Origin of the sequence: Agromyces indicus (assembly GCF_031432295.1) — a bacterium.
In the GTDB taxonomy this organism is placed as follows: Bacteria; Actinomycetota; Actinomycetes; order Actinomycetales; family Microbacteriaceae; genus Agromyces; species Agromyces indicus.
On the sequence record NZ_JAVKGS010000003.1, the window covers coordinates 574279 to 598679 of the forward strand.

Annotated in this window: 28 protein-coding genes and 1 pseudogene; 16 read left to right on the forward strand and 13 right to left on the reverse strand. The window is 73.1% G+C overall.

Annotated features, from left to right (window positions below):
- Nucleotides 1-496, forward strand: a pseudogene (locus RH861_RS12610) (hypothetical protein); the annotation flags it as partial.
- Nucleotides 497-591: 95 nt separating this feature from the next.
- Here the strand turns inward: RH861_RS12610 and yczR are convergent.
- Complete coding sequence (yczR, locus tag RH861_RS12615) at nt 592-2034, reverse strand: MocR-like transcription factor YczR (RefSeq protein WP_310521264.1); 1443 nt, start codon at nt 2032-2034, stop codon at nt 592-594.
- 65 nt (nt 2035-2099) lie between these two features.
- Between yczR and yczE the strand changes: the two genes are divergently transcribed.
- Both yczE and RH861_RS12625 read left to right on the forward strand, forming a co-directional pair.
- Nucleotides 2100-2807, forward strand: a complete 708-nt coding sequence (yczE, locus tag RH861_RS12620) for a membrane protein YczE (RefSeq protein WP_310521265.1) — start codon at nt 2100-2102, stop codon at nt 2805-2807.
- 143 nt (nt 2808-2950) lie between these two features.
- Complete coding sequence (locus RH861_RS12625; protein ID WP_310521266.1) at nt 2951-3202, forward strand: hypothetical protein; 252 nt, start codon at nt 2951-2953, stop codon at nt 3200-3202.
- Nucleotides 3203-3320: 118 nt separating this feature from the next.
- Here the strand turns inward: RH861_RS12625 and RH861_RS12630 are convergent, their stop codons facing one another.
- On the reverse strand, nt 3321-4079 hold the full coding sequence (locus tag RH861_RS12630) for a MerR family transcriptional regulator (RefSeq protein ID WP_310521267.1): 759 nt from the start codon (nt 4077-4079) through the stop codon (nt 3321-3323).
- A 205-nt stretch (nt 4080-4284) separates the two neighbouring features.
- Between RH861_RS12630 and RH861_RS12635 the strand changes: the two genes are divergently transcribed.
- From RH861_RS12635 to RH861_RS12645, 3 genes are all read left to right on the forward strand, one after another.
- Nucleotides 4285-5127: a DUF4097 family beta strand repeat-containing protein gene (locus RH861_RS12635; protein ID WP_310521268.1), complete on the forward strand. Its 843-nt coding sequence runs from the start codon at nt 4285-4287 to the stop codon at nt 5125-5127.
- Nucleotides 5124-5735, forward strand: coding sequence for a PadR family transcriptional regulator (locus RH861_RS12640; protein ID WP_067945629.1), 612 nt, complete (start codon nt 5124-5126; stop codon nt 5733-5735). The genes RH861_RS12635 and RH861_RS12640 overlap by 4 nt, the downstream gene beginning before the upstream one ends.
- Before the next feature lie 135 nt (nt 5736-5870).
- Nucleotides 5871-6383, forward strand: a complete 513-nt coding sequence (locus RH861_RS12645; RefSeq protein WP_310521269.1) for a GNAT family N-acetyltransferase — start codon at nt 5871-5873, stop codon at nt 6381-6383.
- On the opposite strand, the gene RH861_RS12650 is transcribed toward RH861_RS12645, so the two are convergent.
- The gene (locus tag RH861_RS12650; protein ID WP_310521270.1) at nt 6380-7549 is read right to left on the reverse strand and encodes an NAD(P)-binding domain-containing protein; all 1170 of its coding nucleotides are present in this window, start codon (nt 7547-7549) and stop codon (nt 6380-6382) included. The two genes, RH861_RS12645 and RH861_RS12650, sit on opposite strands and share 4 nt — an antisense overlap.
- Nucleotides 7550-7727: 178 nt before the next feature.
- On the opposite strand from RH861_RS12650, the gene RH861_RS12655 reads away from it, so the two are divergent.
- The gene (locus RH861_RS12655; RefSeq protein ID WP_067945635.1) at nt 7728-7934 is read left to right on the forward strand and encodes a DUF3073 domain-containing protein; all 207 of its coding nucleotides are present in this window, start codon (nt 7728-7730) and stop codon (nt 7932-7934) included.
- 38 nt (nt 7935-7972) lie between these two features.
- Here the strand turns inward: RH861_RS12655 and RH861_RS12660 are convergent, their stop codons facing one another.
- The 4 genes from RH861_RS12660 to purM all read right to left on the reverse strand — a co-directional run bounded on the left by RH861_RS12660 (nt 7973) and on the right by purM (nt 11534).
- A complete protein-coding gene (locus RH861_RS12660) occupies nt 7973-8749 on the reverse strand; it encodes a hypothetical protein (RefSeq protein ID WP_310521271.1) in 777 nt (258 codons plus the stop codon).
- A gap of 146 nt (nt 8750-8895) precedes the next feature.
- On the reverse strand, nt 8896-9561 hold the full coding sequence (locus RH861_RS12665; RefSeq protein WP_310521272.1) for a hypothetical protein: 666 nt from the start codon (nt 9559-9561) through the stop codon (nt 8896-8898).
- An 81-nt stretch (nt 9562-9642) separates the two neighbouring features.
- Nucleotides 9643-10407: an LLM class flavin-dependent oxidoreductase gene (locus RH861_RS12670; protein WP_310521273.1), complete on the reverse strand. Its 765-nt coding sequence runs from the start codon at nt 10405-10407 to the stop codon at nt 9643-9645.
- A 2-nt stretch (nt 10408-10409) separates the two neighbouring features.
- Nucleotides 10410-11534, reverse strand: a complete 1125-nt coding sequence (gene purM / locus RH861_RS12675; RefSeq protein ID WP_310521274.1) for a phosphoribosylformylglycinamidine cyclo-ligase — start codon at nt 11532-11534, stop codon at nt 10410-10412.
- Between the two features lie 69 nt (nt 11535-11603).
- On the opposite strand from purM, the gene RH861_RS12680 reads away from it, so the two are divergent.
- The 3 genes from RH861_RS12680 to RH861_RS12690 all read left to right on the forward strand — a co-directional run bounded on the left by RH861_RS12680 (nt 11604) and on the right by RH861_RS12690 (nt 13507).
- On the forward strand, nt 11604-12224 hold the full coding sequence (locus tag RH861_RS12680; protein WP_310521275.1) for a zinc-binding alcohol dehydrogenase: 621 nt from the start codon (nt 11604-11606) through the stop codon (nt 12222-12224).
- A gap of 84 nt (nt 12225-12308) precedes the next feature.
- Nucleotides 12309-12743 (forward strand): hotdog fold thioesterase, encoded by a 435-nt coding sequence (locus RH861_RS12685; protein WP_067945645.1) that lies wholly within the window; start codon nt 12309-12311, stop codon nt 12741-12743.
- Nucleotides 12744-12775: 32 nt separating this feature from the next.
- Nucleotides 12776-13507 (forward strand): glutamine amidotransferase, encoded by a 732-nt coding sequence (locus tag RH861_RS12690; RefSeq protein ID WP_310521276.1) that lies wholly within the window; start codon nt 12776-12778, stop codon nt 13505-13507.
- A gap of 73 nt (nt 13508-13580) precedes the next feature.
- On the opposite strand, the gene RH861_RS12695 is transcribed toward RH861_RS12690, so the two are convergent.
- Both RH861_RS12695 and RH861_RS12700 read right to left on the reverse strand, forming a co-directional pair.
- Entirely contained in the window at nt 13581-14516 is a 936-nt protein-coding gene (locus RH861_RS12695; RefSeq protein WP_310521277.1) for a trypsin-like serine peptidase, read from the reverse strand.
- A gap of 103 nt (nt 14517-14619) precedes the next feature.
- Nucleotides 14620-15567 (reverse strand): trypsin-like serine peptidase, encoded by a 948-nt coding sequence (locus RH861_RS12700; RefSeq protein WP_310521278.1) that lies wholly within the window; start codon nt 15565-15567, stop codon nt 14620-14622.
- A 342-nt stretch (nt 15568-15909) separates the two neighbouring features.
- Between RH861_RS12700 and purF the strand changes: the two genes are divergently transcribed.
- Nucleotides 15910-17367: an amidophosphoribosyltransferase gene (gene purF, locus RH861_RS12705; protein WP_310521279.1), complete on the forward strand. Its 1458-nt coding sequence runs from the start codon at nt 15910-15912 to the stop codon at nt 17365-17367.
- A gap of 67 nt (nt 17368-17434) precedes the next feature.
- Nucleotides 17435-17884, forward strand: a complete 450-nt coding sequence (locus tag RH861_RS12710; protein ID WP_310521280.1) for a hypothetical protein — start codon at nt 17435-17437, stop codon at nt 17882-17884.
- Here the strand turns inward: RH861_RS12710 and RH861_RS12715 are convergent.
- Both RH861_RS12715 and RH861_RS12720 read right to left on the reverse strand, forming a co-directional pair.
- Nucleotides 17857-18330: a hypothetical protein gene (locus RH861_RS12715; RefSeq protein ID WP_310521281.1), complete on the reverse strand. Its 474-nt coding sequence runs from the start codon at nt 18328-18330 to the stop codon at nt 17857-17859. The genes RH861_RS12710 and RH861_RS12715 overlap by 28 nt on opposite strands.
- A 43-nt stretch (nt 18331-18373) precedes the next feature.
- Nucleotides 18374-18778 (reverse strand): sterol carrier family protein, encoded by a 405-nt coding sequence (locus RH861_RS12720; protein ID WP_067945658.1) that lies wholly within the window; start codon nt 18776-18778, stop codon nt 18374-18376.
- Nucleotides 18779-18842: 64 nt separating this feature from the next.
- On the opposite strand from RH861_RS12720, the gene purD reads away from it, so the two are divergent.
- Nucleotides 18843-20153, forward strand: coding sequence for a phosphoribosylamine--glycine ligase (gene purD, locus RH861_RS12725; RefSeq protein WP_310521282.1), 1311 nt, complete (start codon nt 18843-18845; stop codon nt 20151-20153).
- 54 nt (nt 20154-20207) lie between these two features.
- A complete protein-coding gene (locus RH861_RS12730) occupies nt 20208-21152 on the forward strand; it encodes a phosphoribosylaminoimidazolesuccinocarboxamide synthase (protein WP_310521283.1) in 945 nt (314 codons plus the stop codon).
- A 26-nt stretch (nt 21153-21178) separates the two neighbouring features.
- On the opposite strand, the gene RH861_RS12735 is transcribed toward RH861_RS12730, so the two are convergent.
- The gene (locus RH861_RS12735) at nt 21179-21820 is read right to left on the reverse strand and encodes a TetR/AcrR family transcriptional regulator (protein WP_248599123.1); all 642 of its coding nucleotides are present in this window, start codon (nt 21818-21820) and stop codon (nt 21179-21181) included.
- Nucleotides 21821-22036: 216 nt separating this feature from the next.
- Nucleotides 22037-22333 (reverse strand): DUF1905 domain-containing protein, encoded by a 297-nt coding sequence (locus RH861_RS12740; RefSeq protein ID WP_248599122.1) that lies wholly within the window; start codon nt 22331-22333, stop codon nt 22037-22039.
- 101 nt (nt 22334-22434) lie between these two features.
- On the opposite strand from RH861_RS12740, the gene kynA reads away from it, so the two are divergent.
- Together kynA and RH861_RS12750 are read left to right on the forward strand one after the other, a co-directional pair.
- Nucleotides 22435-23319: a tryptophan 2,3-dioxygenase gene (gene kynA, locus RH861_RS12745; protein WP_067945668.1), complete on the forward strand. Its 885-nt coding sequence runs from the start codon at nt 22435-22437 to the stop codon at nt 23317-23319.
- A gap of 5 nt (nt 23320-23324) precedes the next feature.
- Nucleotides 23325-24374, forward strand: a complete 1050-nt coding sequence (locus tag RH861_RS12750) for an amidohydrolase family protein (protein WP_310521386.1) — start codon at nt 23325-23327, stop codon at nt 24372-24374.
- The last annotated feature ends 27 nt before the right edge of the window (nt 24375-24401 follow it).

A 24401-nucleotide genomic window follows, 5' to 3' on the forward strand; every position in this document is an offset into this window, starting at 1 on the left:
CGGCACCAACGGTGAGGACTCCATCCTCGGCGGCACCCAGATCGTGCCCGGCGTCTCGCTCCCGATCACGGTCGGCGGCAACGCCATCTCCGTGATCGGCGACTCGTCGACCGGCGGCTCGAGCATGGTGGTGACCCCGGGCACCCCGGGCACTCCGGGAACCCCCGGCACGCCCGGAACCCCCGGCACGCCGGGCACCCCCGGAACCCCCGGCACCCCCGGAACCCCCGGCACCCCCGGCACCCCCGGCACCCCCGGCACGCCTGGCACCCCCGGCACCCCCGGCACGCCCGGTGAGGGTGGCGCCGCACTTCCGGGCGCCGCGCCGTCGGGCGTCATGACGTCGGGCACCGTTGCGGCGGGCATGACCACCGCACCCTCGGCCCTCGCGTCCACCGGCGCGGAGACCGGCGGGCTCGGACTCGCGGCGCTCTTGCTGGTCCTCGCCGGCATGCTCCTCGTGGGCTACCGGCGCATGGCGGCGGCACGGGACTGATCGGGTGACACGCCCTCGGCCGGGCAGGTACGGCGAACCCGCCGCCTGCCCGGCCGTCGGGCTGCCCGCGAGGCCCCCGGTGCGACCCGGGCGAGTCAGACGACCGCGGCGAGCACGCTCTGGTCGGGAACGGGCGTGCGGGCGAGCGAGCCCCACGCCCGCGCGAGCGCCTGCACCGCGGCATCCGTCACCTCGGGCGGGTAGCAGATCGGCAACCGCAGGAAGCGCTCGAAGGCGCCGTCGATGCCGAACCGCGGCCCCGCCGCGACGATGAGTCCCTCGGTGCGTGCGGCGAGGGCGAGCTGGGAGCTCACGGGCGCTCCGAGGCCGACCCAGGTGACGATGCCGCCGTCGACGTGCGGCACGTGCCAGCCGGGGAACGCGTCGGCGAGGAGGGACTCGAGGTGCTCCCGCCCGGCGCGCAGCTGCTCCCGGCGGAGCTCGAGGATGTCGTCCATCCGTCCGAGCAGGCGCGCCACGATGAGCTGTTCGAGGATGGGCGTGCCGAGGTCGCCCGGCGAACGCACCGCGAGCAGGCGACGGATCAGCGGCCGGTCGGCGCGGATCCATCCCACGCGGATGCCGCCCCAGACCGTCTTGCCGACGGAGCCCACCATGACGGCGTTGCCGTACGCGGCCAGCGGCAGCGGGTGCTCGGCACGGTCGATGTCGAGCTCGGCGGTCGTCTCGTCGGCCACGACGACGGTGCCCTGGCGCGCTGCGGCGTCGAGCACGCGCTCGCGCGCCTCGGCGCTCAGCGATCGGCCCGTGGGGTTCTGGAAGTCGGGCATGAGATACGCCGCGACCGGGTTGGCGTGACGGATGGCGCGCACGAGGTCGTCGGCCTCGTCGACCGGACCGAATCCCTCCGGGCCGACGTCGTGCGGGGCGACCGCGACCGGCACCAGCCGGGCGCCGGACCCGCGCAGCGCCTCGTACGCGTGCGGGTAGGTGGGCGCTTCGATGAGCGCGCGGTCGCCGCGCCCGACGAGCGCGCGCGACAGCAATGCGATGGCGTGCTGCGCACCGATCGTGACCATGATCTGCTCAGGGCTCGTCGGCAGGCCCCGCGCCGTGTAGCGGTCGGCGATCGCGGCCCGCAGCACGGGCGTGCCGATCGGGTCGAAGCCGGGGTCGCCGAGGTGCGCGGGCAGCTCGTCGACGGCCTCGCGCGCGACTTCCGCGAGCCAGGGCAACGCGGGCGGCGCCGCCTTCGAGAAGTCGACGTAGTCGGCGGCCGGCGGTGCCGGCAGGACCGCCGGCGCGCCGGGCAGCCGCGCCACGCTGCCGGAGCCGCGCACGCTGTGCAGCAGGTGCTGCTCGCGCAGCTCGCGGTACGCCGCGGTGACGGTCGTGCGGCTGAGGCCCAGCCGCTCGGCGAGGTCGCGCTCGGCGGGGAGCCGCGTTCCGACGGGGATCCGCCCGTCGAGCACCAGCAGCCTGATGCGATCGGCGAGGGCGCGGTAGGCGCTGCCGCCGCTCGAGCGCCAGTCGCCGAGGAGGGTGTCGAGCGCGCGGGCGCTCAGGGTGGCATCCATGGTGAAGCCACCATAGGCGAATTGGCTCTTTGCGGGAAGGCCAATCGGGGGATTGGATTGGGACCATGTCGCTCCGCACGTTCCGCGGCCTCCGCACCGCCGACCCCGCGCCCGTCTTCGCGCGCCGCCTGGTGCAGCTCGTCGTCGGCCTGTACCTCTACGGGCTCGGCATCGCGCTCATCGTGCGCGGCGAACTCGGCGTGGCCCCGTGGGACGTGCTCACCCAGGGCATCGCCAAGCAGACCGGCCTTGGCTTCGGCCTCATCACCATCATCACGAGCGGCGTGGTGCTGCTCCTGTGGATCCCGATCCGCCAGAAGCCGGGCTTCGGCACCGTCATGAACGCGCTGCTCGTGGGTCCGTTCGCCGACCTGTCGCTGTGGATGATCCCGACCGGCCTCGACCTGTGGGCGCGCATCGTCATGCTGCTCGGCGGGATCGTCGTGCTCGCCGTCGCAACCGGCCTCTACATCGGCGCGCACTTCGGCCCCGGCCCCCGCGACGGCCTCATGACGGGCCTGCATCGCCGAACCGGATGGCGCATCTGGGTCGTCCGCACCGGCATCGAGGTCACCGTCCTGGTCACGGGCTTCCTGCTCGGCGGCAACGTGGGCATCGGCACGCTGGCGTTCGCCCTCCTGATCGGGCCCCTGTGCGGCTACACGATCCCGCTGTTCGCGGTCAGGCGGCGAGCGGATGCCGCGGCGCCGGGCTCGGCACGGGACCGGGAGCTCCCGCACCCGGCGACGGGCGTGACGCCCGCGCAGGCCTGACTCCGGGCGCGGTCCGCCGATCCGGCATGGTGGCGGATCCGCCACCTGCGTCCGCCGTACCGCCGTGGATACACTCCCGGCAGGACGTCGCCGGCCGGCCCGCTGGAGCAGCGGGACCACGCGACAGGAGTCAGGGGGAACGCATGCGCTCACGAACCATCATCCTCGCCGCCACGGGCCTCGCGATCGTCGGCTCGGTCGGCCTCGCGGCGCCGGCCTCCGCGATCGAGGCGGGCCCGAGCTCGAACGCCTCGTGCGTGGGGCAGATCTTCGTGCCCCAGGCCACCGGCGACCCGGGCGCGATCGCGATGCGGATCGCCGAGATCCGCGGTTTCGCGGGCACCGGCTTCGGACCGGCCATCGCCGGCCTGGCCTCGCAGTGCGACGTCGGGTGACGCCGGCTCGACGAGTCCTCGCGCCACCGGTGCGGGCGGATGCCGCGGGGCTCGTGCCCCGCGGCATCCGCGCCGCCCAGCGTCGGCGACGGCTCCAGGCTCGCCTCCGCGGCAGCGCCTACAGGTTCGCCTCGGCGTACGCGCGTAGCGCATCGCGCACGAACGTCGCGCCCTGCTCGCCGCCGTAGTTGGCCGCGAAGCGCGGGTCGGCGACGTACATCTCGCCGAGACCCAGCACGTACGCCCGGACGTCGCCGCCGGGCGTGGCGGCCGGCGTGCCGGGCACCCCGGTCAGCCACGCGACGTGACGCCGGGCGAGCTCCTGGGCCTCCTCGCCGTCGGGCGCGACGCCCGACTCGGCGGCGGCGATCCAGTCGCGGCCGAGTGCGGCGGTGCGCTCCTTCCACGCCTGCCGCTCGTCGTCGCGCAGGCCGCGCCACCAGCGGTCGCCCTGCGCGTACGCCTCGGCGCCCCAGCGCTGCTCGACCTCGTCGCGGTACTGCGTGTGGTCGAACCCGTCGAACATGTCCTTCGCCATGATCTGTTCACCTCCCTCCAATGCCTCGATGGTCCGTTCGACCGACGCGACCTGTCGCGCCAGCCGGTCCTGCTCCTGCCGGAGCCACTCGAGGTGCCCCGCGAGCGCACGCGATTCGTCGCGCTGCCCGTCGAGCACCTCCGCGATGGCCGGCAGGCCGAGCCCGAGCTCGCGCAGCAGCAGGATGCGCTGCAGCCGCACGAGCGCGGCTCGGTCGTAGTAGCGGTAGCCGTTGGATCCGATGCGCGCGGGTTCGAGCAGCCCGATGTCGTCGTAATGACGCAGGGTGCGGCTCGTGGTGCCCGCGAGCCGGGCGACCTCCTGGATCGACCAGTCCATGCGCGTCTCCTCTCCTCCGGCATCCGCTTCACCCGATGCTAGAAGTTGACGCCGCGTCAAAGTCAAGCGGATGCTACGGCCCGACCCTTGACCTCGCCGCACACGCGATATATCGTGACTTGCGAACAACGCGATATATCGCGAAACGCGCCCGTCGGGCGCCGGCGGAGCGGCATCCGCTCGCCCAGGAACGAAGGAGCACCGCATGGCCATCGAGAAGTGGGTCGTGAACCCCGGCGAGACCCGGGTCATCGACCTCGAGCTCGTCCGCAAACTGAAGGTCAGCCTCATCGGCGGCAAGGTCGACATCATCGCGCACGACGACCCCGGCGCCCGCGTCGAGGTATCGAGCGTCACCGGCAAGGACCTGCTGATCCAGATCGACGGCGACTCGCTCGAGATCGACCACCCGCAGCTGCGGTGGGACAACTTCATCGAGGTCTTCAAGGGCTTCCGAGGCAGCGCGAAGGCCGAGATCTCGATCCTCGCGCCGCGCGCGGTCGCGATGAAGCTCGGCGTGGTCTCGGGCGACGCGCTCGTGTCGGGCTTCGACAACGACGGCAAGTTCAGTGCCGTCAACGGCGACCTCGTGATCGACAACCACGCCGGCGACATCGAGTGCTCGAGCGTCTCGGGCGAGGTCTCGGTCGGCGACCACACCGGCCGCGTCGTCGCCCACACCGTCTCGGGTGACGTGACCGTCACGGGCGAGGTCGGCTCGTTCAAGGCCGACACCGTCTCGGGCGACATGATCCTCGACGTGCGCGGAACCCCGAGCCGCGTCGACACGAACACCGTGTCGGGCGACCTCACCGTGCGCTTCGACGCCGGCAGCGGCGCCCGCTACCGGGTCAACACGGTCAGCGGCTCGCTCCTGCTCGACGACACCCAGATGCGCGGCATGCTCGGCAAGGGCTTCGAGCGCATCACGGGCGAACTGCAGGGCACCTGGCTCGACCTCGCCGCCAACAGCGTCTCCGGGAACATCTCGGTGATCCGCCGCCAGACCGCGGGGGCCACCGCCGACACGGGCGAGGCCTCCGCATGACGCCGCCCGTCTTCGCCCACGGCAACCTGCGCCTCTACCTGCTCGCGCTGCTCGAGGAGCAGCCGCGACACGGGTACGAGCTCATCCAGGCCCTGTCCGAGCGCTTCGGCGGAACCTACTCGCCGAGCGCCGGCACCATCTACCCCCGGCTCGCGAAGCTCGAGGAGGAGGGGCTCGTCTCCAAGCGCACCGACGGTCGCAAGTCGGTCTACGAGATCACCGACGCCGGTCGTGCCGAGCTCGAGTCGCGCCGCCACGAGCTCGACGCGATCGAGGATGACGTGACCGACTCGGTCCGCCGCCTCGCGCAGGGCGTGCGAGCCGAGGTGGATGCCGCGATGCGCACGCTGCGCGCCGAACTCGCCAACGCCGCGCGCGAGGCGAAGAAGGCCGCCTCCACCGAGCACCCGACCCCGCAGCCGAGCGCGGACGCCACCCGCGCCGTCCACGAGGCCGACCTCGCGATCACCGAGTTCCGGCAGCAGATCCGGCGCGAGCTGCGCAGCCAGGCCAACCGGGGCCGGGTCGACGCCGACACCGTCGCACTGCTGCGCTCGCGCCTCGCCGACGTCCGCGCCGAGGTGCTGCAGGAGCTCGCCCAGCGCTGACCGCACGGCGTCCGCCGCCATCGGCCGGGCAGGGGACCCGCATCATGACCGCTCCCGAGTCGCGGCATGATGCGGGTCCTCCTGCGTTCGCGGCGGGCCGAGCGGATGTCGGCGGCGCCGAGTTGACTGGGACCCATGACGGACGTCACGTTGCGCGCCTGGTCCGAGGACGACCTCGAGCTGCTCCGCCGCGCGAACACGCCGGAGCTCATGGACCAGCTCGGCGGCCCTGAGACCGACGCCGAGGTGCGTGCGCGGCACCAGCGCTACCTCCGCCTCGGTCGCGAGGGCACGGCGCACCAGTTCCGCATCGTCATCCCGGAGCACCCGGAGGGCGTCGGCATCGTCGGCTTCTGGCGCCGCGAGTGGCAGGGCCGGCCGGTTCTCGAGGCCGGGTGGTCGGTCGAGGCGGCGTACCGCGGTCGCGGGATCGCCCCGGCCGCGGTGATGGCGATGCTCGACACGGCGCGCGAACGTGGCGAGCGACTCCCGGTCCACGCCTTCCCTCGCGTCGACAACCCGGCGTCGAACGCGGTGTGCCGCAAGGCCGGCTTCCGGCTCCTGGGTGAGGCCGCCTTCGAGGTCGCGGACGGGCGCGTGCTGCACGCGAACGACTGGGTCGCCGACCTCGTCGCCACCGCTCGCTAGATCATGGCCATGATCTGCCGGGCGATCATGCGCCCGGCGCGGTTGGCGCCGATCGTCGACGCCTGCGGACCGTAGCCCGCGAGGAACACCCGCGGGTCGTTCCACGAGGCCCCCTGGCCCACGGTGACGCCGCCCGCCTTCTCGCGCAGCTTGAGCGGCGCGAGGTGGCGCAGCTCCGGGCGGAACCCGGTGGCCCAGATGATGGCGTCGGCACGGGCCGACGACCCGTCGCTCCACACGACCCGGTCGGCCTCGATGTGCTCGAACATGGGCTTGGCGACGAGCAGCCCGCGCTCGATGCCGGCCGCGATGCGGCGGCTCTTCGGCACGCCGGTGCCGCTCACGATCGACGGCAGCGCCCGGCCCGCGCGCGCCGCCTCGTCCTGCTTGGCCACGGCGGCCGACGCGCCCTCCAGGTCGAGTTCCTGCCGGTCCAGCCAGTCGATCGGCCGACGGGAGACCCAGGTCAGCTCGGCCGCGACGTCCTCGAGCTCGAGCATGAACCCGATGGCCGACGTGCCGCCGCCGACCACCACGACGTGCTGGTCTCGGAAGGCCTCGGCGTCCACGTAGTCCGAGGTGTGCACGTGCCGGCCCCGGAAGTCGCCCATGCCCGGGTAGTACGGCACGAACGGCGAACCCCAGGTTCCCGTCGCGTTCACGAGGAACTGGGTCCGCAGTTCGCCGACCGGCGTCTCGGGCCGCTCGGGCTCGCGGAACGTCTTGCGCCGGCGTCCGAAGAACCCTCGGGACTTCTCCTCCTCCACGGGCTGCGGCGCGAGGTCGCCGTACTCGATGCGCAGGTCGACGCCGTCGTTCGCCACGCGCCGCACGTCGATCGGGCGGTGCACGCGGAGGTCGTAGTGCTGCTCGAACCGGCCGTAGTAGTCGGCGACGACCTCCTTGGCCGGCAGCGACCGGTCGGCGGTCTCGAAGCTGAGGCCGAGCTCGGCCATGCCGGGCAGGTCGTTGACCTTGTGGGCGGTGCCGAGCCGGAGCGAGGACCACCGGTGCTGCCAGGCGCCGCCGGGCCCCGGCGCTCGGTCGAGCATGACGAAGTCCTCGTCGGCGACGAGCTCGAATCGCCGCAGGTAGAACGCCACCGACAGGCCCGCCTGACCGGCGCCGATCACCGCCACCTTCACGCGCTCGGGGATCGATTCCACCCGTCTATCTCAGCACGTTCCCGCGTTCACCGCGGGCGGGGAGGGCAACTCCGCAGGCGCCGCGGGGGACGGCGTCCGGGCGTCCCGGCGGTGCTAAACTATCGGCCGGGATTGATCATTATCAGAAGAGCCGGGTGACGTACATCCCACCCGGCCAGACGTCGTAAGGGGGTCACGCATGGGGCGCGGCCGTCAGAAAGCCAAGCACACCAAGGTCGCGCGGGAGCTCAAGTACTTCAGCCCCGCGACCGACTACAGCGCGCTCGAGCGCGAGCTCACGGCTTCCAACCACGACCACTACGACGACGAAGCGTCGAAGTGGGCCGAGTACGCAGCTGACGACGACTCGTTCGTGGCCGACGACGGAACGCACCGGGCCTCCTGATCCCACCGCATCCCCCTCGCTGACGCGAGGGCGGCCCTCTACGACCCTGCGCCGTTCGTCGGCGCCGGCTCGACCCGCACCTCGTAGGTGCGCACGTCGAGGCCGGGGACCGTCAGCGTGCGGTCCGCCGAGGCCATCACGAATCCCGCCCCGGTGAACGGACCGCGGACCTCGCCGGGCTTCAGGACCACGCGTCCGCCGTCGGGAAGTCGCACCTCGATCGTGTCGGTGCGCTCCCCCGACCTCGCCGCGGCGAGCTCGAGGTCGACCCGCTCACCGTCGCAGCCCGCGTCCGCGATCCGGTCGAGGGCCTGGCTGCGGCCGTCCCACACGGCGAGCACGTACGCGTCGCCGTCGGACCCGCACGCGACACCCCAGCCCGCGCCGGACTCCCCCAGCACCGTGATCCCGCCGACGAACAGGTCGTCGCCGGCGACGCCCGGTGGCAGGTCGAGCGTCGCCGACACCGTCATCGCGTCGGTGGCGGGCGAGGCGGTCCAGAACGGCTGCATCGCGCCCGGGGCGACGGCCCGCAGCCGGAGCACCGACCCGGCGACCTCCGCGGTCCAGCCGTCGTCCGAGGCGACTGGTCCATCGGGCTCGTCGGCGAAGTCGACCGACTGCAACGAGACGAGGTCGCGCGAGTCGTCGGTGCCCAGCAGCTGCACGCCCACAGCGGTGGCGCCGGCCGCGGCCAGCACGAGCGCGACGGCGCCCGCGACGGTCCGTGCTCGACCGGCGCGGCGCGGGCGCGGGTCCGGTGCGCCAGCGGTGTCGGCACCGGCCCGTTCGGCCGACTCGATCGACTCCCCCATCGCCTTCCCCCACGATCGGATCCGGCGCGCCCCGTCGCCGGTCGCCGGCCGGAGGCTGCGGTCGCGGCATCCGTCCCGGCGATTGCGATCACGGTACCGGCCGTTCGGCGCGCGGCCCGAGGCACAAGGTCCCGCGTGTCGCCCGGTCAGCGACGTGTCATCCGTCGCAGGCCCCACCCGGTGACGAGCGCGACGGTGAGCGCCATGAGCACCCCGCCCATCGCGAACCACGCGAACAGCTGCGCCGTCGGAGTCGACTCGTCGATGAACGGCGACGGCAGGAACGTGAACCCCAGCCCGACCAGCCAGGCCGCCATGTTGAGCGGCACCCACCGCCAGGCGCGCGGCACGCCCGCGGCGCGGAGCACCGGCCACTGGGCCACCGGGATCGTCGCGAGCAGCACCAGCCCGCCGGCGCTGACCGCGACCCACGTGGCGGGCGCGGTGAAGTCGAGCGGCGAGCCGAGGTCGGCGAGGGTGGGCGGCAGCATCCCGATCGACCAGGCGACGGATGCCGCGACCGCCGTCGCCGCCACCCATCGCCCCACCCGCACCGCGGCGCGCGTGCCCCGCAGCGCCAGCGACTGTCCGAGCCCGAGCAGCGCGCCCTCGCCCGCGCCTGCGCCCACGAGCAGCCCCCAGGCGGCCCAGCCGTCGAGGCCCAGCGCCGAGGCGATCCAGAAGCCGGTCACCGGGATGAGGAAGCCGACGCCCTCGCCCGCGACCACCAGGGCCGTCCAGCGGCCGAGGCGCACCGGCGTGCCCCCGCGCTCGGCGACCGCGGGGGCCGGGGTCTCGGACCGGAGGCTCATGCGGCCACGGTAGCCGCGGCCGTCGCGACGCGGACACGGCCGATGGTCCCGCAGCGGGGCACCCGCCGGCGCCGGACCGGTTCAGGCGAGCGAACTCCGCCAGCGCGCCGCCTCGTCGGCGAAGCGCTCGAGCTCGTCGAGCGTCCCGTCGGCGGTGATCGCGCGCAGGACGACCTCGTCGACGACGTCGTACGCGGCCAGGCGCTCCCCGCGGTCGATGGTCGCGTCGATGGGCTGCACGCCGAGGCGCGCGAAGTTCGCCGCGTACGAGGGGAACGAACCGTACCGATCGGCCTCGCGCCGGAGGGCCGCCCGGGCGGCCGCGTCGGCGATCGTGCGAACGTACAGCACGCCCCGCACCCGGTCGGCCCGATCCCCGGCATCGCGTCGCAGCTCGGCCATCGCCTGCTCGGCGGCGGCCGGGGTGAGCCAGTTCAGGACGACCGCGTCGGCCCGCCGTGCGGCGAGCCGTCGCATGCGGGGGCCGAGCGCGCCGACCGCGATCGCGGCATCCGTTCGGCCTCGGAGTTCGGCGATGCCGTCGGCCACGACGCCGAGCGGATGCCGCGAGCCGCCCGAGCCGATGCCGAGGGTCGTGCGCTCGACGGGCAGGCCGCCGAGGTCGAGGCTCGCCGCGGGCCGGCGGTCGAGCGGGATCACACCGGTCGCGAGGCGCAGCCGGTCGGTCACCTCGGCGACGGCCCGCAGCCCCGCGAGCGAGTCGCCGCCGGGCACGTCGTTCAGCCAGACGCCGTCGAACCCGAGCCGCTCGAGCCGCGGGGCGAGCGCCCGAAGGAGGTCGTGGTCGGTGGTGCCGGCGAGGCCGATCGAGACCGCGGCGCGCACGGTCAGCTCGCGTAGGTCCCGACGAGGCGCACGGCGCCCCCGTCGACGCCCTTGGCGCCCTGCTCCCAGGCGTCGGGCCCGCCCTCCGCCGCCCCCGGCCGGTCGCCGAACCCGACGGTCCCGACCTGCCACGACGGCAGCCCCAGCGCGTCGAGTTCGGCGATGACGGATGCCGCGGCGTCGGCCGCGACCACCGCGAAGAAGCCGATGCCGAGGTTCCAGGTGCCCTCGGTGGACTCGAGCGTGGCGCCCGCGAGGTCGTTGAGCACGCGGAAGACCGGCTGGGGCGACCACGTCGAGCGGTCGACCTCCACCCATGAGCCGCGCGGGAGCACGCGCGCGAGGTTCGCCGCGATGCCGCCGCCCGTCACGTGCGAGAGCGAGTGCACGGCCGTCCCGAGCGTCTCGTGCGCGAGCAGCTTCACGAGCGGCCCCGAGTAGAGGCGGGTGGGCTCGAGGAGCGCCTCGCCCCAGGTGGTGCCGAGGTCATCGGACCGATCGGCGTAGCCGATCTCGGCCAGACGGAGGATACTGCGGACCAGCGAGAAGCCGTTCGAGTGCAGGCCGCTCGACTCGATCGCGATGACCGCGTCGCCGTCGACCACGCGCTCGGCGCCGAGGGCGCGGTCGGCCTCGACCACGCCGACCGCCGCACCCGCGACGTCGTAGTCGTCGACGCCCATGAGTCCCGGGTGCTCGGCGGTCTCGCCGCCGACGAGGGCCGTGCCGGTCTCGGCGCACGCGCGGGCGATGCCCGTGACGATCGACGCGATCCGGTCGGGCACGACCTTGCCGCAGGCGATGTAGTCGGTCATGAACAGCGGCGTCGCGCCGACCACGACGATGTCGTCGACGACCATGCCCACCAGGTCCTGCCCGATGGTGTCGTGGCGGTCGAGCGCCTGCGCGATCGCGATCTTCGTGCCGACGCCGTCGGTCGAGGTCGCGAGCAGCGGCCGGCGGTAGTCCTTCGCGAACGACAGGTCGTACAGGCCCGCGAACCCGCCCACGCCGCCGAGCACGTTCGGCCCGTGGGTCTTCGCCACCGCCTCCTTCATCAGTTCGACGGCGAGGTCGCCGGCGGCGGTGTCGACTCCGGCAGCGGCGTAGGACGAGTTGGCGCTCACGCGTCAAGGCTACCCGTGCGGCTGCGCGCCGCCGGGCCGGGTGACGGGGGCCGGCGGTAGAATCGGGACATGCACGCGGGGTCCACGCCGTCGTGGGTGATTCGCGAGAATGCGAGCACCGGGGTGCTGCTCGCCCTCTACCTGCGCGAAGTGCTCGGCATCGCCTCACCCGCCGAGCTGCCGCGCCTGCGCGACGTGGGCCGCATCGGCTCCGACCCCGCGCCGCGCGACGTCGACGCGCACGACGCCCTCGAGAAGCAGTGGCGCGAATGGTGGGCCATGACCGTCGAACCCGAGGACCACCCCTCGCCGGTGCCGCTCGAGCTCATCGACGAGTACGGCACGGCGGTCGCCCTCCCCGTCTCGGGCGCCGAGGCGCTCGCCGCTTCGATCCGGCCGCACGCGGAGGCCGCGCTCGCCTGGGCCGACTGGGCGCACGAGCGCTACCGGACCGCGTCGGCCGCCCGCTCCGGCGACACGTACCGGGCCTACGCGGGCACGATCGCCGAGCACGAGCGCGAGGTGGGGCGGCGCGCGCACTCGTTCGAGCTGAACGTCGAGGTGCTCCCGCTCGCGGCATCCGGGGTCTGGTGGGTCGGCCGCAAGACGGTCGCCGTCACCGACCAGCTGCGAGCGGATGCCGCGGCCTTCGACGACGCGATCCACCCGATCATCGCCGAACTCGCCTGACGCCCCCGGGTGGTCGAGTGGGACGCGAAGCGCCCGTACCGAGACTCCGCCGCCGAACTCGGCGCCCGTGGCAGACTCGAGCGCATGAGCATCTGGTTCGGCGAGCCCTCGCTGGAGTGGGCGAACTCGCGCGGCGAGCACGCCATGATCCGCACCCTCGGCATCGAGATGACCGAGCTGACCGAGGACTCGCTGAAGGGCCGCATGCCCGTCGACCACCGCACCCGCCAGCCCGCCGGGGTGCTGCACGGGGGTGCGTCCGTCGCGCTCGCCGAGACGCTCGCGAGCTGGGGCGCCTCGTTCACGGTGGACCCCGCGCAGTTCTACTGCGTCGGCATGGAGATCAACGCCAACCACGTGCGTCCCGTCACCGAGGGCTGGGTGTACGGCGAGGCCCGTCCGATCACGCGCGGGCGCACCACCCAGGTGTGGGACATCCGCATCACCGACGAGCAGGGGCGCCTGGTGTGCGTATCGCGCTGCACGATGGCGGTGCTCGCGACGCCCTCGCAGTACTGACGCGGACCCCGCCTCGCGCGTATCGTGGGGCCGTGAAGCCGTTCGTCCTCCTCGCCACGCGGGCCGAGGACGTGCCCGCCGACCAGGAGTACGCGCTCTTCCTGCGCGCCACCGGGCTCGACGAGCACGACCTCCTGCGGGTGCGGCTCGAGGCCGAGCGGATGCCGCCCCTCGACCTCGACGAGCTCTCGGGCATCTTCGTCGGCGGCGGCCCGTTCAACGCGTCGGACCCGCCCGAGCGGAAGTCGGCGGTGCAGCACCGGGTCGAGGCCGAGTTCGCGAGCCTGCTCGACCGGGTCATCGCGAGCGACTTCCCGTTCCTCGGCGCCTGCTACGGCGTCGGCACGGTCGGCGCGCACATCGGCGCGACCATCGACCGGACCTACGGCGAGCGCATCGGCGTCGTGCCCGTGACGTTGACCGGGGCCGGCGAGACCGACCCGCTGCTCGCCGGGATGCCCCGCACCTTCAACGCGTTCGTGGGGCACAAGGAGGCGATCCGGGCGCTGCCGGGCGCGGCGACCCTGCTCGGTTCGTCGCCGGGGTGTCCGGTGCAGGTGTTCCGCGTGGGCCGGAACGTGTACGCGACGCAGTTCCACCCGGAGCTCGACCTCGACGGCATCATCGTGCGCATCCACGCCTACGCCGACCACGGGTACTTCGCGGCCGACGAGCTCGAGCTCACGCTCGCGTCGGCCCGTCGGGCGGAGGTGTCCGAGCCGAGTCGGATGCTGCGGACGTTCGTGGAACTGCACGCCCGGTAGCCCCGCCTCCGCTCGCCGGGCACGACGGAGCGCCCCGCACCGACGAGTGTGCGAGGCGCTCCGGTTCGGTGGGTCAGCCCGCGGCGGCGGTCGCGTAGGTGCTCTGCGCGACCGAGCCGTAGTACGGCCCGAACATCACGTCGGGGATGTTGTTGTAGCCGAAGCTGTTCACCGAGTTCTGCGCGCCCGACGACAGGAACCACGGTCCGCCCGACGAGCCGCCGGTCATGTCGCACGGGATCCCCTGCGACTGCGTCTGGCCGTACGGGTCGGGGCTCGCGGTGCCCGCGCAGGACTGGAGGGTCTGCCCGTCGAACGGTGCGGCGGCGGGGTAGCCGAACGCGTCGTAGGCGAGACCGCGCGCCTGGTTGAACGCGATGGGCGTCGCGCCGACGGTCGCCGAGAGGGTGCGGCCGTTGAGCGGGGCGACCTTGGCGAAGGCGACGTCGTAGGTGATGTCGCCGCCGCGCGTCCACTGGGTCGGGGCGGTGAGCGTCGTCGCGGTCCAGCGGCCGTACGGTGCGCTGCCGTTCTCGTACGCCGGCACGAACACCCAGTTCGTCGCGTACTTGCCCTTGCCGCCGTGCACGCAGTGCGCGGCGGTGGCGACGAGGCTCGCGTTGGCGGCGCTCACGGAGTTGCCCGAGCAGACGTAGTTCTTCCCGCTCAGCGTGAAGAACACCTTGCCGATGTTCGACACCGGCGCCTCGGCCGCGACCATCGCGGTCGCCGACGCGCCGTAGGTCGTCGGGGCGCCCGCGGCGACCTTGCTCGCGGGCGTCGACGCCGTCTTTCCGGCGAGCAGGACGTCGGCGGGGATCGCCGCGCGCATGCGCTCCGCGGTCCAGTACGAGGATGCCGCGGCCGCCTCGGCGGCCGGGACGGCGCGCTGGTCGATCCCGGGCGGTGGCGTGGGCGGTGCGGCCGAGGCCGCGGTCGGCACGGCCAGCAGGCCGCACGCGACGAGTGCCGCGCCGGTGAGGGCGGCGCGGAAGGAGGTGAGTTTCATGGACGGATGGTCCTTTCGTCGGAGATCGTGGTGGGGCGTGCCGGGCCGCGTTCGGCACCCGGAGGGAGCGGGGCGCCCGTCCCGAGGCGCCCCGCTGATCGCGTCAGTAGGACGCGATGGCCGAGTAGGTGCTCTGCGCCACCGTGCCGTAGTACGGCCCGAACATGACGTTCCGGATGGCGTTGTAGCCGAAACTGTTCACCGAGTTCTGCGCACCGGACGACAGGAACCACGGTCCGCCGGACGAACCGCCCGTCATGTCGCACGGGATGCCCTGCGACATGGTCTGGCGGTACGGGTCCTGCGTCGCGGTGCCCGAGCAGCCCTTGAGCGTCTGGCCGTTGAACGGCGACGCGGCCGGGTAGCCGTAGGCCTTGTACCAGAGGCCTCGCGCCTGGTTGAAGGCGATCGCCGTGGAGCCGACGGTCGCGGAGAGGGTGCGACCCGACAGCGGCGCGACCTTCGCGAAGGCGACGTCGTAGCTCATGTCGCCGCTCTGCGTCCACTGCGATGGAGCGACGAGCGCCGTCGCGGTCCAGCGACCGTAGGGGGCGCTGCCGTTCTGGTAGGCGGGGACGAAGACCCAGTTCGTGGCGTAGGCGCCCGGTCCGGAGTGGACGCAGTGGGCCGCGGTCGAGACGAGGCTGGCGTTCGGCGCGCTCACCGAGTTGCCCGAGCAGACGTAGTTCGCTCCGTTCAGGGTGAAGAAGACCTTGCCGATGTTGCGCACCGGGTTCTCGTTCGTGGCCTTCGGCTGCGGCGCGTCTCCCTTGACGGGCTTGCCGTAGGTGACGGGCGCGCCGGCGGCGACCTCGGGTGCGGGCGTCGTCGCCCGCTTGCCCTGGAGGAGCACGTCGGCAGGGATCGCCGAGCGCATGCGCTCGGGCGTCCAGTACTCGGCGGCGGCAGCCTGTTCGGCCGCCGGGACGGCCCGGCGGTCGACGCCCGGCGGCACTTCCGGCGGTGCGGCGTTCGCGGCGAGCGGCGCAGCCAGCAGGCTGCAGGCGACGAGCGCCACGCCGGCGAGGCCGGCACGGAAGGAGCGTTTCATCGGTTGCCCTTTCTGTAGGCGTTCCGAGCCGGAGGTAGGGTTCCGGCCCGGGTGTGTTCGGTGCGGTGAGCCTGACATGCACCCCCCGTTCGGGGGTAGAAGGGGGTCACGATTTCGCGGATTCCGACAGCGTGATACCGCTATCCCGAAAAGGTCGGCACAAGAGCCCTTCCGTGCAGTAGCGTTCATCGTTTGCGCCGCCGCGGCGTCCGGCGGTTCACGGCGCACGCCGGCGCTCAGGTGAGCACCGACATCCGCCCAGCCGGCTCACACGCGCGCGTGTGGGAGGATTGAGCGTCCAGCTCGGACTCCCACCCACCCCTACGAGGAGCCATCGCGCGCATGTGCGGCATCGTCGGCATCGTCTCCACCGAGCCCGTCAACCAGCAGATCTACGACAGCCTGCTGCTCCTGCAGCACCGCGGCCAGGACTCGACGGGCATCGCCACGGCCGACGGCTCCGTGTTCCACATGCACAAGGCACGCGGCCAGGTGCGCGAGGCGTTCCGCACGCGCGACATGCGGTCCCTGCTCGGCACGATGGGCCTCGGGCACGTGCGCTACACGACCAAGGGCGCGGCCGAGCGCGAGGAGGAGGCGCAGCCGTTCTACGTGAATGCGCCGTACGGCATCATCCTCGTGCACAACGGCAACCTGACGAACACGCGCGAGCTGTCGGGCGACCTGTTCCGCATCGATCGGCGCCACGTGAACTCCACGAGCGACACCGAGATGCTCCTCAACGTGCTCGCCACCGAGCTGCAGGGCCAGATCACGGGCCTCGAGCTCGACCCCGACCAGGTCTTCCGCGCGGTCGAGCTCGTCCACGAGCGCGTCGAGGGTTCCTACGCCGTCATCGCGATGATCGCCGGCTACGGGCTGCTCGCCTTCCGCGATCCGTTCGGCATCCGGCCGCTGATCCTCGGCAAGCGCACCACCGAGGCCGGCAAGGACGAGTGGATCGTGGCATCCGAGTCGCTCGTGCTCGAGAACGGCGACTACCAGGTCGTGCGCGACGTCGAGCCCGGCGAGGCGATCTTCATCACCCTCGACGGCGAGATGATCTCGCGCCAGTGCGCGACGGCCCCGCGCCTCGTGCCGTGCTCGTTCGAGTACGTCTACCTCGCCCGACCCGACTCCGTCATGAACGGCATCTCGGTGTACGAGGCGCGCCTGCGGATGGGCGACCGGCTCGCGACCACCATCGAGACCCACATGGACCAGGGCGACATCGACGTGGTCATGCCGATCCCCGACTCGTCGCGCCCCGCCGCGATGCAGGTCGCGCAGAAGCTCGGCATCGAGTACCGCGAGGGCTTCTACAAGAACCGCTACGTCGGCCGCACCTTCATCATGCCGGGGCAGGCGCAGCGCAAGCGCTCGGTCCGCCAGAAGCTCAACGCCATGGGCACCGAGTTCCGCGGCAAGAACGTCCTCATCGTCGACGACTCGATCGTGCGCGGCACCACGTCGAAGGAGATCGTCGAGATGGCCCGCGCGGCGGGCGCCAACAAGGTGACCTTCACGTCGGCGGCGCCGCCCGTCCGCTACCCGCACGTCTACGGCATCAACATGCCGAGCCGCGCCGAGCTCATCGCCCACGGCCGCCGGATCCCCGAGATCGCGCGCGAGCTGGACGCCGACAACATGATCTACCAGGAGGTGGCGGACCTCCAGGCGGCGATCACCGAGGGCACCGGCATCGGCGAGCTCGACCTGTCGTGCTTCACGGGCGAGTACGTGACGGGCACGGTCACCCCCGAGTACCTCGACTGGGTCGAGCGCACCCAGCTCAGCTGACGCCGGCCCGGGCGTCCTTCCAGCCGGGCCACGGCGCTTCTCCAGCGTGCGCTGGCACGATGCGGTGATGGGCGAGACGACGGATGCCGCGGCATCCGCTGCACCGACGGTCGACTACCTCGGCGTGTACGACGCCGACGGGGGCGTGGTCGGCGAGGTGAGCTACGTCATCGGCCACCTGCTGGGTCGCGCGGAGTGCGCCCTGTGCGACATCACCCACACCTGGCGGCGCAAGCCCGCCTGGGACGCGATGGTCGCGCGGCTCGGTGCGTCGTTCGCGCTCGCGCACCGCAACGAGGTGACGGATGCCGCCGCGCAGGCGGTCATCGCGGAGACCGGGCTGCCCGTGGTGCTCGCGCGCGATCGGGCGGGAGGCTGGCGCGCGGTGCTCCGTCGGGCCGACCTCGAGCGCGCGGGCGGCAGCGTGGACCAGTTCGAGCGGATGCTGCTCGGGACCCGCGGGGCAGGACCGTCACCGCCCCCGCCGGCTCAGGACGCGCGGTCGTCGTCGACGTAGTGCGTGTCCTCGTGCTCGGCCACGGCGGAGCGGCCCCGACGCGCGAGCATCCGATCGACCAGGAGGGCGACGATGCCGCCGACCGCGGCGCCGATCGCGCCCGCCCACAGCAGCAGGAAGCCGAACACCTGCCCACGATCGAACTCGGCGTTCTCGGGGAACGCGAACGTGAGCACGAGCGCGACCACCACGCCGAGGGCGACCCCGGCGAGGATGAACGCGGGATAGCGCGGCGCACGGCGGACCGTCACCGCGTCGCTCGTCACGTCGGTCTCGAGCTGCTCGCCCGGCTCGGGCTCGACCTCCATGCGCTCCACCCGCGGGTGGTCCGCCTCGGGCGTGACGACCCGGTCGACGGATGCCTCCGGCGCCGCCGGTCGCGTCGGCTCGCCCGGCGTGCTCGGCTCGGGGTCGGTCGGCTCGGGGCGGTTCGGCGCATCGGTCACCGTGCCATTCTCCCCCACCCGCCTCAGCGTGGGATGGGTGCCGTCAGCGGAGCCGCTCGGCGTCGATCACCGGCACCGTGCCGGTGAGGTCGGCGCGTTGCCCGGAGGCGTGCACGCGCCCGCTCGACCGGGCGCCCTCCCAGTCGAGCCGGCCGGTGGCGAGGGCGAGCCAGGTCGCAGCATCCGTCTCGACGACGTTCGGCGGGGTGCCGCGGGTGTGCCGCGGACCCTCGACGCACTGCACGGCGCCGTAGGGCGGCACGCGGACCTCGACCGACCCGCCCGGCGCCTGCTCGGCGAGCAGTTGCAGGGTGTAGCGCACCGCGAGCGCGAGCGTGGTGCGGTCGACCGACGGCGCCTCGCCCGACGCGAGCCCGTCTCCGCCGACCTGCACGACGACCGCGACGGCGGCCCTCCCGATGTCGTCCCCGATCCGCGCGCGTGCCATGCGCCCATCCTCCCCCAATGTCACGGCCCGTGTCGCCGGGAGGGCGCTCCGGTAGCCTGACGGGGTGAGAATCCTCGTCCTCGGTTCGGGCGCGCGCGAGCACGCCATCATCCTCGCCCTGCTCGACGAGGAGGCGGGGCACGAGATCGTGGCCGCGCCCGGCAACGCGGGCATCGCGGCATCCGCCACGTCGTCGGCGCGCGGGAGCGTCGAGACCATCGCGCTCGACCCGACCGACCCGGTCGTCGTGGCCGACTACGCGATGGACAACGACATCGAACTGGTCGTCATCGGCCCCGAGGCGCCGCTCGTCGCCGGCGTCGCCGACGCCCTGCGCACGCGCGGCATCGCGACCTTCGGCCCGGCCAAGGCGGCGGCGCAGCTCGAGGGATCGAAGACCTTCGCCAAGCGCATCATGGAGGCCGCCGGGGTGCCGACCGGTCGCGCCGAGCTCGTCGACTCGCTGCCCAAGGTCATCGCCGCACTCGACGAGGTCGGCTCGCCGTACGTCGTCAAGGCCGACGGCCTCGCCGCCGGCAAGGGCGTCCTCGTCACCGACGATCGCGAGGCCGCGATCGCCCACGCTGCGCACTACCTGCAGCAGGGACCGGTGCTCGTCGAGGAGTTCCTCGACGGCCCAGAGGTCTCGCTGTTCCTGCTCTCCGACGGCTCGAACGTGCTGCCCCTCTCGCCCGCCCAGGACTACAAGCGCCTCCGCGACGGCGACGAGGGCCCCAACACGGGCGGCATGGGCGCCTATTCGCCGCTGCCCTGGCTCGACGAGCGCTTCGGCAGCGAACAGGCCTTCGTCGACGAGGTCATCGAGACCATCGCCCTGCCCACGATCCGCCGCCTCGACGAGGAGCAGACGCCGTTCATCGGGCTGCTCTACGCCGGCCTCATCATCACGAGCCGCGGCATCCGCGTCATCGAGTTCAACGCACGATTCGGCGACCCCGAGACCCAGGTGGTGCTCCCGCGCCTCGCAACGCCGCTGTCGGGCCTGCTCTACGCGGCCGCGACCGGCCGGCTCGCCGAGCAGCCGCGCCCAGAGTTCCGTCCGGATGCCGCGGTCACCGTCGTGCTCGCGAGCGAGGGGTACCCCGAGTCGCCCGAGACCGGCCGACGGATCGACGGGCTCCTGGATGCGGCATCCGTGACCGGGGTGCACGTCGCCCACGCCGCGACCGCCGTCGGTTCGACCGCCGACGACACCGAGCCGCACCTCATCGCCACGGGCGGGCGCGTGCTCAACGTCGTCGCCGTCGGCGACGGGTTCGCCGAGGCCCGCCGCCGCGCGTACGAGGCGATCGGCCACCTGCGTCTCGAGGGCGGCCAGTACCGCACCGACATCGCCGCGCGCGTCGCGGACTGACGAGGTTCGCCGCGCCCGCCGGGCTGCGGCATCCGTGACGAGGAGGAGACGGCCATGACCGACGCGAACGGACTCGACGGCTGGACGCACGTGTACTCGGGCAAGGTGCGCGACCTGTACGTGCCCACCGTGCTCATGACCGACGACGACACCTGGACGGGCGACCCGATGTCGCTCTCGCCCGTGGTGCTCGTGGTCGCGAGCGACCGCGTGAGCGCGTTCGACCACGTGCTGGAACCCGCGATCCCCGGCAAGGGAGCGCTGCTCACCTCGCTCACGCGCTGGTGGTTCGACCGCCTGCCCGAGGTGCCGAACCACCTCGCCTACGCCGAGGACGACCGCTATCGCGACCTTCCGCCCGTGCCGGCCGAGGTGGCCGACCGTGCGATGCTCTGCCGTGCGCTCGACATGTTCCCGATCGAGTGCGTCGTGCGCGGGTACCTCACCGGCAGCGGCTACAAGGAGTACGTCGAGACCGGCGGAATCGCCGGCATCCGCCTGCCCGAGGGCCTCGCCGACGGCGACCGGCTGCCGGAGCCGATCTACACCCCCGCGTGGAAGGCCCCCCTGGGCCAGCACGACGAGAACATCACGTACGAGCGCACCGTCGAGCTCGTCGGCGAGACCGTCGCCGAGCAGCTCCGCGCGGTCTCGCTGTCGGTGTTCGCGCACGCCTCGGAGGTCGCCGAGGAGCGCGGGCTGATCCTCGCCGACACGAAGTTCGAGTTCGGGGCCGACCGCGAACTCGGCATCGTGACCCTGGCCGACGAGGTGCTCACGAGCGACTCCAGCCGCTACTGGGACCTCGAGGCGTACCTCACCGGCCCGACGCCCGAGGTGCGGATGGCGAGCTTCGACAAGCAGATCGTGCGCGACTGGCTCGCCGCGAACTGGAACCAGGACGAGACCGAGGAACCGCCCGTCCTGCCGGCGGAGGTCGTCGAGCAGACGGCGGAGCGGTATCGCGCGCTCGTGGAACGGTTGACGCAGGGGCTCTGAGCACGGCACGGCGGCTGGCGCTCCGACTAGTCGGCCGGGCGCTTCCGGTGCGACATGTCGTGGAACGCATCGAATTCGAGCGCGACCCCGGGCAGGGGCGTGGCATCCGGTCGGGCCCGCAGGCCGTCGATCACGACCGTGAGCTGACGGCGCCAGTACGGGAGGTACGCACCGCCGTACTGTCCGAGCGAGCCGAGCATGTCGACGAGGATGCTGAGGTCGACCGCGGTCACATCGGGCCGGAGCGATCCCTCGGCCTTGGCGCGCTCGACGATGCCGTCCATGAGCGCCTGGAACTCCATGCCCGGACGGTGGTCGGGCTCGATCTCGGCCATCCGGCGCATGATGCCGGGGATGTACGGGCGCTCGGCGAGCCAGCCCGAGAGGAGTTCGAGCCAGCGCTCGACGGCCTGCCAGCCCGTCGGCGCCTCGAGGATCCGGGGACCGTACGCGTGGAGTTCGGCGACGCCGTCGTCGTACAGCGCGCGGATCAGCGCGTCCCTCGACGGGAAGTGCCGGTACAGCGTGCCGGCGCCCACCTCGGCCCGGTTGGCGAGTTCGTCGAGCGGAGCGTCGACGCCGCGCTCGGCGAAGAGTCGCTTCGCCTCGACGATGAGGCGCTCGCGGTTGCGTCGCGCATCCCTGCGCATCGTCACGGGGGATTCCACGACCACAATCTACGCCCGTCGCCTGCGATTCCTTCGGGCCCTTGTGCCCGCGCCGTGGGGCTTGGCTCGCCCGATGCCGGCGGGTAGGATTCGGACAGCATCCTCCGCTTGGTACCCGAACCCGGGGGAAGCTCGCCCACGCGGCGAACCGCGACGCGGCGGATGGCGGGCAGCCCACTGCCCGGGGGAACATCCGCCGCGTCGTCCCGAACGAGATCAGTCGAGCGTGCGGATGACGACCTCCACCGGCTCGCCCGGCTCGACCCCCTCGGCCTCGCGCACGGCGCGCTTCACGGGGAGCGCGTACCGCTCGCGGCCGGGGAAGATCGAGGTCCGCCACGTCGTGCCGCCGATCGTCGCCTCGACGCGGATCGAACCGAACCCGCGCGGCATCCGGGGGCGGTCGCGGATCTCGTCGGACTCCTCCTCGGGCACGTCCACGAAGTACCAGGTGTCGGATGCCCGCTCGCTCCACCGGTAGAGCTCGCTCGTGAACCGGTAGGTCTCCTCCATGGCGCCGACCCTACCCCTGTCCTCCGACCCGTCCGGAGTACCGGACCCGACCGTCCCGACCGCCCTGACGGCGCGACCGGCCCGCTGGCTAGGCTGGCCGGGTGGCAGCACACGACGAGCAGCTCGCCGACGACGGGGTCGAGGCGAACACGCGGCGGATCGAGGCATCCGTCGTCACCGACTTCAGCGACCGGATGAGCTACGGCGGCTACCTCGACCTCGACACGCTGCTCTCGGCGCAGCGCCCCATCTCGCGGCCCGAGCACCACGACGAGCTGCTGTTCATCATCCAGCACCAGACCACCGAGCTCTGGCTGAAGCTCGTGCTGCACGAGCTCGAGACCGCACGCGACCTCATGCGCGCCGACGAACTCGCTCCGGCGCTGAAGTGCATCGCACGCGTCAAGCACATCCAGAAGACCCTCACCGAGCAGTGGTCGGTGCTCGCCACGCTCACGCCCACCGAGTACGCGCAGTTCCGCGGCGTGCTCGGCAACGCGAGCGGGTTCCAGTCGTACCAGTACCGCGCCGTCGAGTTCGTGCTCGGCAACAAGAACGCCAGGATGATGCAGGTCTTCGAAGCGGATGCCTCGGCGACCGCCATCCTGCGCCACGCCCTCGAGTCGCCGAGCATCTACGACGAGTTCCTGCGGTTGCTCGCGCGCGCCGGCTACGACATCCCCGCCGAGGTGCTCGAGCGCGACGTCACCGAGGCCTGGACCTTCCGGCCCGAACTCGTGCCCGTGTTCGCCGCGATCTACGCCGATCCCGACCGCCACTGGTCGGCGTACGAGACGTGCGAGGAGCTCGTCGACCTCGAGGACAACTTCCAGCTCTGGCGGTTCCGGCACCTCAAGACCGTCGAGCGCATCATCGGCTCGAAGACCGGCACCGGCGGCTCCAGCGGCGCGCCGTTCCTGCGGCGAGCGCTCGAGCTCACGTTCTTCCCCGAGCTGTTCGCCGTCCGCACCGAGATCCCGGGGTGACCGCGATGACGGATGCCGCCGACACCTCGGACGCGCTCGGACCGCTCGCGCGACGCGTGCGCCGCTCACTGAACGGCGACCACCCGGGGCAGACCGGCACGATGCTGCCGCCGCTCGTCGACCACCACGTGCACCTGCAGCTGACCGATCCGGATGCCGCGGTCGCGCGCGGCGTCGCCGCGGTCGTCGACCTCGGCGCCGACCCGGGTGCGATCGCGACGATCGCGCGCACCGAGGGCCTGCCGCACGTCAGGTATGCGGGGGCGTTCCTCACGGCGCCGGGCGGCTACCCGGCCGGTCGGTCGTGGGCCCCCGCGGGCAGCGTCCGCGAGCTCCGGCTCGTCGGCGAGGGCGCGGGCGAGGGCGCGGGCGATGCGGCGCTCGAGCACCGGGCGCTGGCCGGCCCGATCGAGGCCGCCGTCGACGAGCAGCACCGGTTCGGCGCCTCCGTCGTCAAGGTGGCGCTGAACGCGTCCGCCGGGCCGGTCTTCGACCGCCCGACCCTCGACGCCGTCCTCGCGGCGGCCCGGAGCCGCGGGCTGCCCGTCGCGGCCCACGCCGAGGGTGCGGGCATGGCCGCGCTCGCCATCGAGGCGGGCGTCGACGTGCTCGTGCACGCGTCGTTCACGGAACGGCTCGACGACGCCCTCGTCGCCGCCGCGGTCGCCGGGGGGCAGGCGTGGATCTCGACGCTCGCGATCCACGTGCGCGACGACGCCGCGGCGGCCGAAATCGCCATCGACAACCTGCGCCGCTTCCACGCCGCCGGCGGCCGCGTGCTCTACGGCACCGACCTCGGCAACGGCGACCTCTCCCCCGGCGTGAACCCCCACGAAATCGCCGCGCTCGTGCGGGCCGGGCTCGCGCCATCCGCCGTCATCGCCGCGCTCGCCGACCCGTGGCCCGAGCGCACCGCCGACTGGACCGATGCGGGCGTGGCCACGTTCGTGCCCGACCCGGCGCCCGCGGGCGCCGCCCTCGCCGAGCCCGAGGCGTTCGCCGCGTGGCTCGCGACCGCCCGGATCGTCCCCACCGAGGAACTGGAGCCCCGCTGACATGGACCCCCGGCTCGCCTACGCCCG